The sequence below is a fragment of the Dorea acetigenes genome (assembly GCF_025567385.1).
GTDB classification, from domain to species: domain Bacteria; phylum Bacillota; class Clostridia; order Lachnospirales; family Lachnospiraceae; genus Claveliimonas; species Claveliimonas acetigenes.
The window spans coordinates 122,444-135,597 of record NZ_JAOQJU010000005.1; the positions used below are offsets into that span (position 1 = coordinate 122,444).

General features: G+C 43.5%; 10 protein-coding genes. 2 read left to right on the top strand and 8 right to left on the bottom strand.

Annotation, left to right across the window (positions count from 1 at the left end):
- Positions 1–15: 15 nt before the first annotated feature.
- The 6 genes from OCV99_RS06965 to OCV99_RS18220 form a co-directional block, all read right to left on the bottom strand.
- Entirely contained in the window at positions 16–4,608 is a 4,593-nt protein-coding gene (locus tag OCV99_RS06965) for an S-layer homology domain-containing protein (protein ID WP_158369382.1), read from the bottom strand.
- Positions 4,609–4,780: 172 nt separating this feature from the next.
- A complete protein-coding gene (locus OCV99_RS06970) occupies positions 4,781–6,052 on the bottom strand; it encodes an ABC transporter substrate-binding protein (protein WP_158369383.1) in 1,272 nt (423 codons plus the stop codon).
- A complete protein-coding gene (locus OCV99_RS06975; RefSeq protein WP_158369384.1) occupies positions 6,049–7,647 on the bottom strand; it encodes a response regulator transcription factor in 1,599 nt (532 codons plus the stop codon). The genes OCV99_RS06970 and OCV99_RS06975 overlap by 4 nt, the downstream gene beginning before the upstream one ends.
- Positions 7,640–9,418, bottom strand: coding sequence for a sensor histidine kinase (locus tag OCV99_RS06980; protein ID WP_227192788.1), 1,779 nt, complete (start codon positions 9,416–9,418; stop codon positions 7,640–7,642). The genes OCV99_RS06975 and OCV99_RS06980 overlap by 8 nt, the downstream gene beginning before the upstream one ends.
- A 164-nt stretch (positions 9,419–9,582) precedes the next feature.
- Positions 9,583–10,200 carry a flavodoxin family protein gene (locus tag OCV99_RS06985; protein ID WP_158369386.1) on the bottom strand — a complete coding sequence of 206 codons (618 nt, stop codon included), beginning with the start codon at positions 10,198–10,200 and terminating at the stop codon, positions 9,583–9,585.
- 41 nt (positions 10,201–10,241) lie between these two features.
- Positions 10,242–10,451 (bottom strand): hypothetical protein, encoded by a 210-nt coding sequence (locus tag OCV99_RS18220; RefSeq protein WP_158369420.1) that lies wholly within the window; start codon positions 10,449–10,451, stop codon positions 10,242–10,244.
- Between the two features lie 130 nt (positions 10,452–10,581).
- Here OCV99_RS18220 and OCV99_RS06995 point away from each other — a divergent pair, with 130 nt between their 5' ends.
- Positions 10,582–10,911, top strand: coding sequence for a PadR family transcriptional regulator (locus tag OCV99_RS06995; RefSeq protein WP_158369387.1), 330 nt, complete (start codon positions 10,582–10,584; stop codon positions 10,909–10,911).
- Positions 10,898–11,593, top strand: a complete 696-nt coding sequence (locus tag OCV99_RS07000) for a DUF2812 domain-containing protein (RefSeq protein WP_158369388.1) — start codon at positions 10,898–10,900, stop codon at positions 11,591–11,593. The genes OCV99_RS06995 and OCV99_RS07000 overlap by 14 nt, the downstream gene beginning before the upstream one ends.
- A 35-nt stretch (positions 11,594–11,628) precedes the next feature.
- Here the strand turns inward: OCV99_RS07000 and OCV99_RS07005 are convergent, their stop codons facing one another.
- Positions 11,629–12,582, bottom strand: a complete 954-nt coding sequence (locus OCV99_RS07005; protein ID WP_158369389.1) for a zf-HC2 domain-containing protein — start codon at positions 12,580–12,582, stop codon at positions 11,629–11,631.
- Positions 12,583–13,083, bottom strand: coding sequence for an RNA polymerase sigma factor (locus OCV99_RS07010; protein ID WP_227192792.1), 501 nt, complete (start codon positions 13,081–13,083; stop codon positions 12,583–12,585).
- Positions 13,084–13,154 lie beyond the last annotated feature (71 nt).

Sequence of the window (13,154 nt, forward strand, 5' to 3'; positions counted from 1 at the left end):
GAACTCTTTCCTTCCCTATTCTCCATATGTTTCCATAAACCGCTTTATAATAATCGCACATTCCGCACGACTGGCATTGCCCTGTGGATCGAGCCGGAAGGAACCGTCATCATTCGTCTTACCGGTAATAATTTTATTTCCTACCGCCCACTGCATCGCCTCTTTCGCAAATCCACTTACTCTACCGGCATCCGTGAATTCGCCAAAGTCTGTCTTCCCATTTGTGTCATATCCTTTGTAGCCTGCATAGCGGTACATCATCACCGCCATCTGCTCGCGGTTAATCGGATCATTGGTTCCAAAGTAACCACTGTCGGTATATCCGGTAACCACCTTTGCATCAGCCGCCCAGAGAATGGCTGTGGTGTACCACTGTTTATCCGCTACATCCGGGAATCTTGCCGTATATGCCACATTCGGTTCTCCTTCTATCCTGTGAAGGATAATCGCAAACTGTGCACGTACCAGGGTCTCATACGGGGCAAACTGTGTATCGGTTTTTCCCGTCATGGTTTTTTTAACATAATTGTAAGCTACTTCATTGTAGAACCAATCGCCTTCCTTTACGTCCACATATGGCAACTCCGGCGTCGGCGTTGGATCCGGGGTCGGGTCCGGGGTCGGGTCTGGTGTCGGGTCTGGTGTTGGATCTGGCTTTGCCTCTTCCTTCAGCTTCCCGGCTGCTTCCTGGAGCCTGTCTGCTGCCGCCTTCACATCTTCTTCTGTAAATCTGTCGCTTCCAAGGATATATTTTGCATTCTCAAGAGCACTTAAGAATTCGCTCCAATCTGCATCAGAGGTTCCTTTCTTCTCTGCATCCTGATACTTTTCTACAAGCGCCTGCAATTCGCTCTTATCTACCTTCTCAGGTTCCTTTCCTTCCACTGTACTAAAGATATCGATATAGCTTACTACCGGTCCCCACACGGCGTCTGACGCATGTCCAATCTGAATCTCCAGATTACCGTCGCTGTCAGCCACTGCCTTCGTCTTAATAATATAGGGACTGGAAGCGCTGTTGCTTGCCGTGAAATTCTCATATCCTGCCGCTGTCGTGCCATTCAGCACCAGCTTCATGGTTCGCGGATAACTTGCATTCGTCCAGCCGGACGGCACATAGAAGCCCATCTCCAAATCATAGGTTTTATTTGCTTCCAGCCCGAACCGATATACAACACCTACATCCGACGTCGCCTGGTTCCTTGCATAACGGAAAGACTTTCCTCTGGGTGAGCTGTCTGTCGCACCGTCATTCTCACACGGCCACGTCTTTGCACCGGTCAGCAGATCCGGATAATTGCCGTCTGCCTGGTACGTATCCACGACGCCCCACTTCTTCCCTGTCTTTGCATCCGCTCCGTAGAACTGATCTGTCACACTGTTGTTCGATCCAAACGTATCGCCCGAGCTTAAGGTTGTCGGATTCACGTCGCCGCAATTGACAGAATACAAAAGCTCCGCCTCTTCTTCTGCTTCAAAAAAGCCTTTGACCGTAATATCCTCCTGCACGTTGGTAAGCACGTAAGCGCCGCCTGCCGGATTTAATTGCTCCAGAATATTCCTGCCGTTTACCGTCGCCTTTATCAGAGAAGCATTCTCTGCCGGGGTAAATGTCAGACGTACTGTTCCGCCTTTTTCTACCTTCGTCTTGTCTGCCGTAACGATGCCATCCTCAGAAGAAGCCGCCGTTATCTGGAAGGTATCCGTATCTTCAACGGCTGTATCTGCTGTCTTGGGATAAAATTCAAACTTATCAAAGTTCGGCGTATAGTTTGTAAGTACATTATATTTAATATTTGCCGGAATCTTAACGCCGCCCTGGTGGATACCGTTCGTAACAATCTTTGAATTGTCATTATAAATCTTAATCGTATTTTTACCAGCTTTCAGCTCTACAGGAATGACCTGTGAACGGAAGGTCTCATCACTGTATGTATTGCGGAAGACTACCTTCTTTGCCTCGCCGCCATTTACAGAGAAGGATGCGTACCGCTCTGTCATCTGTGCATTATATGCATGCTCACCAAACAGCTCACCGCTTGACTGATAAACTGCCATATTGTATGTGCCCGCTGACGGAACTTCTACCGTAATCGTAAGACTGTTCTTATCAACTGCCTCCCCAAGATCTACAAAACGTCCCCGTCCGTAAACTTCAAATTCCGGATCGTCCGGCTCAATTACTTCTACGCTGTTAGCTGCTTTGATACCTGCAACATAGCTTCCTGCTGAAGCAAACGTTGTAACATTTGTGTTATTTCCTACGGCTGCCTCTCCGGTAAAGCTTCCGCTCTCTGCTTCTACAACTGCAGTCGGCTCTACAACTGCCTGGGATACCTCTACATAATCCAGACTGATTTCTTTGTCAGTATCAATGTCTATGATATTGATACCCTTCTGCATAAATACTGTCTGGTATGCATTTGCCCATTGATTATCTGTCTTTTTGAGAGAAACCGCCGCTGTCTTATGATTCAGATTTACCGTATCATTATCCTGATAAATATTTGCTGTTGCATTTTCTTTCGAAGCATAGCGAAGCTTCAACGTATACATACCATTATCCGGTACGATTACATTTACCCTCAGACCACCGCCTTTTGTTACACTTGTCTTTTCCAGACCGGTTACATAGTCAATGCTTCCTTCACGTTCTGTTGTAAGAGCTGTCTTATTTCCTGCAAGTTCATTGAATTCTGAAAGTTCTGCTTCATAAACTTTATTAAATTCCGTATCAGTCTCTTCCGGTCCTTTGTAAGTAAGATAGATACAGTCAATATCTGCGGAACGGGTAACATCCACACCGACAATTCTTACTGTATGATTGCCTGCTGTCAAATACACATAGGTACTGTACATACCGCCCATTCCAAAACTAAGCGTAGTCGGAAGTACCATACGCTCTGTCTGTTTGCCGTCAATAATCAAATCCTGATAAGCAGTATATGGTGTATTCTGAGTCGGATCGGCAGTATTACATCCATTTCCCGCTGTATATACCATGTCATATTTATAATATCCATTCTGTGGAACCGTAACCTGAATATCCACGCCAGACTGTGCACTCTGCACCCAGCCCACTCTTCTTCTTCCGGACTGCGCGATATTTCCGGCTGCATCTGCAGGTGCCGCGCCACCGAATAAAGAACCATTTTCTGCTTCATATTTTTCTTTCCATGTGGAGCTTAAGAAACCCGTTGGCTCATCATCTGTCGCTTTTGTCACTGTGATACGGTATCCGCTCATCTCCAGCATATCAGATACCGGTACTGTTACTTTACCACCTATGATTTCTACGGCGCCTTCTTTTACGATTCTCGGCTCTTCTGCCACACCATGAAAACCAGTGTAGTCTGTTGCCTCAATTTTGATATGTACCCTGTCTTCTCCCCGGAAGGTCTCTGAATCCTCAATGTTGTCCAGTACAATATTACCAGCTCCATTCAGCCCGCCGAATATAACACTGGCGCTCTTCTTATTATTATCAAGAGACGCTGCTCCATAAAAATCATGCTTTTCTGCATTAGATGTCTGAATCGGAAGGTAATGTCCTGACATATCTCCGTACCATTTATACAGCCACCATGCGCCATTTCCTTCATTATTATCTGCTGCAATACCGTTCAGGTTATTAGACAGATGCCAGAACGGCATACACCCGGATACATTAAATTCTTCAAAAAGGCCAATCCAACGAATCAGATCCCCGGGAGATGCACACTCATAATCCGCTGCATATTCGTTAATTACGATCTCCCTTGGTTCTACGACTCCATATTTTTTCTCCAGACTTCTGTAATGATTGTACTCCTTTTCAAAGTTATCAAACTGCCTTGTACTAAGATCATGCCATGTAACAACATCCGGCATACAGTCATGTTCCACACAGAACTTAACATAGGCATCCATGACACTCTCGTTATATCCGGCCAGGTTTAAGCCTGCAAACCGCGGCTTACTCTTAACACCGTTATCTTTATATACTTTTACAACTGCCTGATACATATCCTCCCAGTACCAGTTCAGGCTGTCCCAGCCTGTGGACACTGTACCGGTCTCCGGATCTGTATAAGTTCCTCCGATCCAGTAGTCAAATGGCTCATTATACAGAACATAGACAACCTTATCCTCAATTCCCTTATCAATACATGCCTGCGCCTGCATCTTCAGAATCTCCAGATACTCCTGCGTCGTGCTGAACTCATAAAACCAGAGAGCATAATAATCCGGCACATAAATCTGGATGTCCTTGCCGCCTGCATTTAAAAACGATTCCGCAACATCCAGTGTATCTCCGTTGGGATGCTGCATCCCATAAGGTGCTTTCTGAACCGCTGTATGCGGTTTCAGGGGCGTCATCGTATTGGTTGTGGGCACTTCCGCATCGCCCTGCCCGTACAGCCACCCTGATGCACCGTGCTTTAACTCCCGCTGCTCTTCGGGCGCCATGTCCACCGTCAGCGTCGGCAGACTGCTGTCTGCTTCCTGGAGTTCTATTACTTCATCCAGGCTATCTTTACTCTCCGGCGCGGCGCTGACTATGTTTGCCGGAATCATAGTCGCTGCCATTGCCATACTTAAGAGTAATGCTGCTATTCTCTTTTTCATCCATATTCCTCCTCTTAAAATATTTCGCTGTTTTCCTTCTGCAATAACCCAGCCGGTTCCCTTCGTCGGCTATTTATCACATATACAATTAAATTATAACAAAAAAAAGTCTAATAATAATAGGACATTTTGTACTTTTTTCTTGCACTTTTTTCAACATTTTATTCTCATATCATTTTTCCTTTGTATATGCGCTGAATGCTCTATGCTCGTCCGCATATTGCAGCACCTCGTCCAGTGTCTTCTCTTTTTTCAGCCAGAGCAACTGCTGCGCTGCAAGCTCATTTTGAAAATTCCATATAAGCTGTGCGTTTCCCGTTGTAACATCAATGATTTCACCACTTGCTTCATACCGGTCTATATCATCCTGTATCCTGCTTTCATGTATCGGAACAATTCCCTTTACTACCGAGGATGACTGTGTGAAATCCAGTATTTCCTGCGTCAGTTTTTCATCGTCCAGAAGCGCATAAAAAATCTCATCTATGAGCTCACTGTACTCTGTATCGGCGCTCTTCATAAATGTCATATTTGTTTCCCGGATCAACTGTGCATTTCCATTCTGGTTTGGAAATGGAAAGATACCAAAATCAATATTTTTTCCATATTGATTTGCAAACTGCATAGACCAGGAGCCCGTCATATACATCGCCGCCTCTCCTTGCGTAAATCGGCTGTCGCTTTCAAACTGATTGATCTGAAGCGCATCTTCCCATGTGTTTTCCAATATAAACTGATTATTCAAATAACAATGCCTTACACTGTCATTTTGAAGAAACCCTTCACTGCCTTCCCGGAATTTATCGCCCCAGATGGCATCCTCCTTAAAAATATCATTCATCATATACTGCATCGTCATGTTTGCCACCTTCCAGCTCTCCTGAAAGTGTGCTGCAAAGGGAACAATGCCCGCCTGCTTCAACGTATGAGTAATATCCTGCAGCTCTTCCATTGTCGACGGCGGAGCGAGCCCATATATTTCAAAAATATTTTTATTATAGATAACGCCCTGGTACCATGCATTATACGGCATCCCATACATTTCTCCATCAACGGTTACAGAACCCAGCGCTTCTTCTACAATCTTCTCCCTGCATTTTGAAGAAATAGTTCCCAGGTTCCCTGTTTTCGCATAAACCTGTACATCCTGCGCTTTTCCGATCATAATATCCGGAATATCTCCTGCCGCGAACCTTCCTCTCATCTGAGATGCAAAACGATCTCCCCAGTCTACACACTCCCATTCCAGAATAACCCCGGGAAAATATTCCATCATCCATTCATCAATCATATCTTCTACCCCGGCATCCGATGTAGACTGCCCCGCCAGCACACTGAGTACAATCTGCTCTGGCTCCTCTTCGTCTTCTATATAAGAACGTGTACATCCCCCTTGAAGGAAAGCAATACACAAAACTATCAGATATATTAAAATCCGTTTCACATTTTCTCCTCCCTGCACTGACTCTTATAATCACGGGGACTCACCCCTGTACTCTTTTTGAATACACGGCTGAAATATGCATAATCATCATATCCCACGACAAACGCAATTTCAGTCAAATTCATATCACTGTTTCTTATATACTCTTTCGCTTTTTCTACTCTCCTGCGCGTAATATAAAGAATGAGGCTCTCACCGATTTCCTGCCGGAACATTCTGGAAAAATAAGTACTCGCCACATGATATCGTTCTGCCAGCATTGCCAGTGACATTTCTTCTGAATAATGTTCATCTATCCAGCCTGCCGCCTGGTGGACAATCTCCGCCATTGCGTTTGTTGTATGCTCTTCCTTTTCTGGTATCAGATATTCAATCACTTCTTCCAGCATCTCACATAGAAGCTGCAAATCCAGAGACTCTGTCGTCTTCTCAATCGTCTCCAGAAAACTTTCCACATCAGCCACCTTCATAAATCCCTGTTTCTGTATCACATAATCTAACAATATAGTCAGGACCTGGCGTACAGTCTGCTTTACCTCCAGATAACTCCAACCGTTCTTCTGACACTTTATAAGGCCTGTCCATTTAAATACAATCTTTTTAATTAATTCGACGTCGCCTGTTCTTAAAGCATTTTTCAGATGTTTCTCATAATCCGGCTTAAAATGAGCAACAACCTTTTCCTTCTCTCCACCTGTTCTATCAGAAATGAGCACTTCATCTTTCAGACAATATTTACGCGTCATCAAAATCCCGATTGCTTCAACATATGCCATATGAATACTTTCCATAGAATACGATTGGGCGCTGATACATATGGTAATGCAGGATTTTATAAATGTTGAAAATCTAAACCTTATTTTCTCCGCCGTCTTTATCAAATCCCGCTTGCTTTTATCTGTTACAACAATAAATTCATTCAACCTGTAAATATTATTAAATACAATCAGATTTTCATTGTTAAATGCTGCTTTGATTTCTTTCTTTATATTATATGAAATCAAATTCCTGTCATGCCCACTTGCCCGGATCGCTTCTTGAAGATTATGTATCTTTATCAGCATCAGACTCATCTCTGCAAATTCCATAAAATTATCAGTAGAACGGAATGAATTCTCCGGCACTTCTCTTCGCTGGATCATCTGGCTGAATTCACTGTCTTGTATGACAGACGCCGCCTTTAATAATTCCAGTTGTTCATTTTCACGCTCACTGATTTTTTCCAATGCTTTCACAACAGCCTTTATTAACTCAATCTTCGTAACCGGTTTTACCAGATAATTAATCGCCCCGGACATAAATGTATCTCTGACATAGTCAAAATCATCATAGCCGCTGATTACAAAGGTAACTATATCAGGATATTTTTTCCCGACTTCTGTCAAAAGTTGTACCCCGTCTAGAAATGGCATATTAATATCTGTAATTAATATATCCGGCCTGTATTCCTCTATGCTCTGTAAAGCATCTTCCCCATTAACCGCCGGCTCTAAAAACTCCAGTCCATATTTTTCCCACAAAATCATATTGCGAAGTTTTTCGCGGGTCCAATATTCATCATCTGCAATCAATACTTTATACTTTTTTTCATACATGGTCTCTTTCCTCTGTATTTCTGGGCAAAGTCATATGTACCCGGGTACCTTCTCCTATTTTACTTTCTATATAAATTCCATACTGTTTCCCGTACAGGATTTTTAAACGGGCGTTAATATTATGCAGACCAATTGACGTCCCCTGTTCCACAGGACCTATTTCATTCTTTCTTAAACTTGCATTTATTTCTGTCACTTCCATTCCCACTCCATTATCAGCCACACATATATGAAGCTTGTCCGCTTTCACTTTTATCTCAATTCGTATTTCCTTATCTCCCCTTTTATTTCTAAGACCATGATTAATCGCATTTTCCACCAGAGGCTGCAGGGAAATTCTCGGAATCAAAGCGCGCCGCGACTGTTCATCCACATCAAAAATATAATGAATATTATCATGCATACGGATACTCATAACCTGTGTATAATTTTTCAAATGCATAATTTCTTTCGCCACTGTTGAAAAAGGCTCTTTCATATTTAAGCTATACCGGAATAGATTGGACAATGACTGGCTCAGCATACTGACTTCCGGACAGTTTTTAATCTCTGCTATACTGCTCATTGTATCTAATGTGTTATATAAGAAATGAGGGTTGATCTGTGCCTGCAAAGCTTTATACTCCGCCTGGGTCAGAAGCTGCTTTGCCTGGTATTCCTTCTCCTTTAACTCTTCCATCTGATCCAGCATTTCATTAAAATTCTTTCCAAGCTCACCTGTTTCATCTTTGTTAGAGATCTCAGCCCGCAGCTGCGTATTGCCATTCTTTATCTTCTGTATCGTTCCCATCAGAATGTCCAGCGGACGGGTGATGTTTCTTGATATTAAAAGCGTTAATATCGTTGCCATAATAATCATACAGGCTGCAATCAGTATCAGATTCGCTGTCAGATTCCTCTGATTCTGCTCCAGCAGATTCCTTGGCATCATCGAATAAGCCGTAAGATTATATTTATTCTGTTTTACCTGAAACAGCTCCTGCTTTAAACGATCGGATGCTGTCACAGTTTCGCCCTTTTCTATCTTTCTGGTTGTTTCATCATAATATTTTTGCTCGCCCTCCGACAGACTTCCAAGAGATAATGCCGGACGGTCTCCTTCCGGCTGGAGCCACATAAATACAGTGCTGTCTGTACGGTACTTCTCCATGATTGTAGTAATCGTCTTCGTATCAATATCACATACAATATATCCGACCTTATCGTTCCGGTCGCTATTATAATACAATTTCAGCACAAACCTTAAAATGTCCTTTTCCCGATATGGATTATAATAACTGGATATCAGCATTGCTGAATCATCAGATTCAACATAATCCATAACTATACGGGCATTTTCTCCTTCTATATCATCGTAAATATCAATCTGATAATTATGCTTTGGTGTAACAGCTCTTCGGTATGTACTTACAATCTCATGATCCATGGTATACAAATATAATGCCACAACATTATCACCCGTTTCAAATTCACTCGTACCTATATCATAAGCCTTCCGGTAAAACTCAGAACGCAGCGTTTCAATTCCGGGATTATCACTTAATCTCTCAATCAGTTCTTCTTCTGTATATACCTCAATCAAGTTACTTTCCATCTTCTTTGCAAAATCATAAATTTCATTCTGCATATTCTGCAGGGAGTTTTCACTTTCCTCTTTCGCCTGTCCATAAATCAGAGAAGATGATGTCTCCTGAAAAAGCCATGTCTGCAGCAATAACGCTATAAGCGTACATCCAAGACACATAAATAAGATTTTAAATCTTAACTTCATATTTTCCCTCATAATAATTTTTCAATTTTTTTAATTATACAATAAAAAGAACTGGCCTGAAAGAAATTCAGGTCAGTTCTTGTCAAAATCATTATAAAAGTTTTCCTGATACATTTCGTCATATAATTTAACTATCAACTTCTCTCCTGCTGTCACATTTCTTTTCATCGGATAAAATCCGTTCTCTCGAAAGGTTCTTTCTTCGGAAGACCGTATTGTTCCTTCCCAAGTTTAATCGCCCGCATCAGAAACGCCATATTCCTTGCCAGCGTCCGCATCCCCTGCATACCTTCCGCATCCTGAACCGCCTCGCCAATCTCCCTGCCATGCACACTGTTCCAGTACTGACCGGACGCTACCGGCATGCCGCAGATGGTAAAATACTTATTCATCTCATCAAAGGTCGCTGAGAGCCCGCCTCTTCTTGCCGCCACTACACTCGCTCCTACCTTCATTGTCTTATCAAATGATGTGCTGAAAAACAACCGATCCAGGAAAGAAATCATCGTACCATTTGCCGATGCATAATAAACCGGGCTGCCGATAACAAGCCCGTCACACGCTTCAAACTTCGGCGCAATTTCATTTACACAATCATCAAACACACATCTGCCTTTCTCCGCACAGGCACGGCAGCCGATACAGCCGCGGATTGGTTTGTTCCCCACCTGTATTATCTCGCTCTCAATGCCTTCTTCCGCAAAAATCTTCGCCATCTCTTTCAAAGCAGCATATGTATTTCCCTCTTTATGAGGACTTCCATTAATCATCAATACCTTCATAATAAACCTCCTGCTAAAAATATTATATTATGATGCCAGGGTCAAAAGGTCTGAATCCACGTGAGCTTGCTCATAAGTGGGGGAAAGACCTTGGGACCCGCCCCGATATGAGCATAAAAGTGGGATGTACATCCCACGATATGCGAATATTGGGTAGGATTGTGAGAGTGCATAGCACGGAACCCTAAAGGACTAGCTACGCGTCGCAATCCGTAGGCATCATAGTTGGGGGCTTTCGACCCCAACATCATTCTACCACACATTAGCTTTAAATGATAAACTCTTTTCAATATATCATTGACAAATATATCGTCATCTGATATATTGTAGTCAAGCAATATATCGTCGAACGATATATCGTCAAACGACAGGAGGCGCACAATGGATAAAAACACTCCTCTTACCGAAGCCATCTTTTATATCTTACTTGCACTTCGGAAGCCGAACCATGGTTACGGAATCATCCAGGAAGTAGAGGCATTGACGGCAGGGCGTGTCGTCCTTGGTCCGGGCACACTCTACGGCGCCATACAGACATTAACCAAAAAAGGATGGATTCGCATCTACAGCGAGGATAAGACATCCCGGAAGAAAAAAGAATACCTGATTACCCCGGAAGGGCTTCAGGCATTTGAAGAAGAATGCCGCAGGCTAGAGGAACTGATAGACAACGCAAAGCTTATGGAGGAAATCCCACATGAAGAAATTTAAATTATATTTAAACAAAGACAAAGAGACAAAATGGCTGAATGAAATGTCTGCAGACGGGTATGCCCTCACAAAGTTTTTCGCAGGCGTCTATACCTTCGAGAAATGTACGCCGGGGCAATATATTTATCAGGTCGACTTTACATCCGGGTTCTACAAAGTCAGCGACGATTACCGGGAATTTATGGAGGAAATGAATGCTGAAATCATCACCTTGTGGGGATTCTGGGTCATCCTCCGGAAGAAAGCCGCCGACGGGCCGTTTGAACTGTATACAGATACAGACTCCCAGATAGAGCATTACAAAAAGATCCTAATAATGCTGAAGATTGTTACAATTTTTGAAATTCTGTGTTTCACCTACGAAGCAATGGCCGCCTGCCTGACAACAAGTGTAATTGAAATCGTGCCTCTCGTATGCATGGCAATCCTCGCCCTCATGATTATCGGACTGCTCAGGGCCGTCATGCACACGAAGCAAAAAATAAACGAACTTCTGGAACAGAAAGGCGAGCAGCCGAAGCCGATCCGCTCCAGGCCGGATAAGCTGCTGTTAAGCGGTCTTTTTATCAACATGTGTGCGTTAATTGCCAGAGATTCCGTAAGCGGTTCGATTGTAAATATCGTCCAGATACTCGCAATTGTCTTAATGCTTGCCGGGCTCTACCGCAGCTGCCGGAGGTAAAACTTCCGGCAGCAGGTCCATAGTACAATACATTTCTACCATTCAATACTCCAGACAGCATCATAATCGTGCTGAAACAGTACATTTTCCCCCGTATATGCGCTGTCATAATATGTACGGCTGATATCATGATCCTCTTGATAAACTTTCGCTATCTCTTCCTCACTATCCCATCCCAGGTTTTCACATTCCTGAACAGCTTTCCCTACCTGGCCGTCTCTCACATACTCTTCGATTGCCCTGCGCTCAATTTCCTCCGGGGCTTCCTCTGCCGCCTGTCCTCTTTGCCAGAGAATCTTTTTATCCTCTGCGGTCTTTCCGTAATAACTAATCTCTGAACAGCGCTGGACAATCTTTTCTCCGCTTTCTTCTAACACCCCCTGCCGACTGGTTGCAAATACTACCGACACCTGATTGTATTCTGAAGTATCCCACTCCCAGAGAGTTTTCTGCCGAAACCCAATCTCCTGTACCGCATTCTCCGTATTTTCCGCAATCTCATCATTCGGCAGAATCCAGTCGCTTACCCACTGGACACCGATTGGCTTCTCTGACTTCAGTGTACAATAAATGTCTCCGTTTTTTAACTGGTACAGCTCTGTCACTTCTATTTTATCTGCCGGTATCGTATAGAGCATCCCGGCAATTCCCCCGCCATTATACAAATAGTGATTGCATATCTCATTCACAGCAACCGTTCCTATCAGAAGCACTGCAACGACTACGCCAAAGATTACTGCATTTTTATAAAAGAGGTTCTTACTCAGCTTTCGCATAACCTTTGCCGACGCATCTTCCTGTTCTTTCTCTGATGCTTCCTCTTCACCGCCGCTTATCGGCAATTTCTTACCTGTATTCTCATAAATCCGCATACATTCTTCGCATCCACGTATATGCTCTTCTATCATCTGCATACTTTCTTCCTGCAGCACGCCATCCTCATACAGTACCAGTAAATCCTGTACAATTGCACATTCCCTTTTCTTCATCTATGGCACCTCCCTTATCATTTCCTGAATCTTCAATTTCGCCCGATGATAAATTACCCGCGCCCATCCCTCACCGCGTCCAAAGATTTCTCCAATCTCTCTGTAAGACAACTCTCCCAGCGTCCGAAGGGTAAAGACCTCTTTATATGGCTCCTCCAGAAAATGCAGAATCCTATAGATAGACAACGCCTCCTCCCTGCGGATACAAACCAGCTCCGGCCCGTCTTCTTTTTCCACCTCCGAATCGCTCTGCACCTCTGGCTGCATGGGTGCATCGGCAAGATGCTTCTGCTTTTTCAACCAGGACAGATACGTATTCTTTCCAATCTGGCAGAGCCATGTTTTAAGCTGACAGTCACCTTTGAATCTGTGTATATTTTTCAGCGCTTTGTAAAATGTCTCCTGCGTCAAATCCTCAGCAGTCTGCGGATTACTGCTCAGCGACAGCAGGTAATAATACACATCACGGTAGTATCTCTTGTACACCTCCTCAAAACACAAGCATCTCACCTCCTCTTTCCAATTAGACTCCCCAAAACTCATTTCGTTACAGAGAAATTAATAATGTCAAG

Bases quoted from the DNA above. Each gene is read 5' to 3' on its own strand.
- OCV99_RS06965 (WP_158369382.1), bottom strand. From the start codon at position 4,608: ATGAAAAAGAGAATAGCAGCATTACTCTTAAGTATGGCAATGGCAGCG.
- OCV99_RS06975 (WP_158369384.1), bottom strand. From the start codon at position 7,647: ATGTATGAAAAAAAGTATAAAGTATTGATTGCAGATGATGAATATTGG.
- OCV99_RS06980 (WP_227192788.1), bottom strand. From the start codon at position 9,418: ATGAAGTTAAGATTTAAAATCTTATTTATGTGTCTTGGATGTACGCTT.
- OCV99_RS06985 (WP_158369386.1), bottom strand. From the start codon at position 10,200: ATGAAGGTATTGATGATTAATGGAAGTCCTCATAAAGAGGGAAATACA.
- OCV99_RS18220 (WP_158369420.1), bottom strand. From the start codon at position 10,451: ATGATGTTGGGGTCGAAAGCCCCCAACTATGATGCCTACGGATTGCGA.
- OCV99_RS06995 (WP_158369387.1), top strand. From the start codon at position 10,582: ATGGATAAAAACACTCCTCTTACCGAAGCCATCTTTTATATCTTACTT.
- OCV99_RS07000 (WP_158369388.1), top strand. From the start codon at position 10,898: ATGAAGAAATTTAAATTATATTTAAACAAAGACAAAGAGACAAAATGG.
- OCV99_RS07005 (WP_158369389.1), bottom strand. From the start codon at position 12,582: ATGAAGAAAAGGGAATGTGCAATTGTACAGGATTTACTGGTACTGTAT.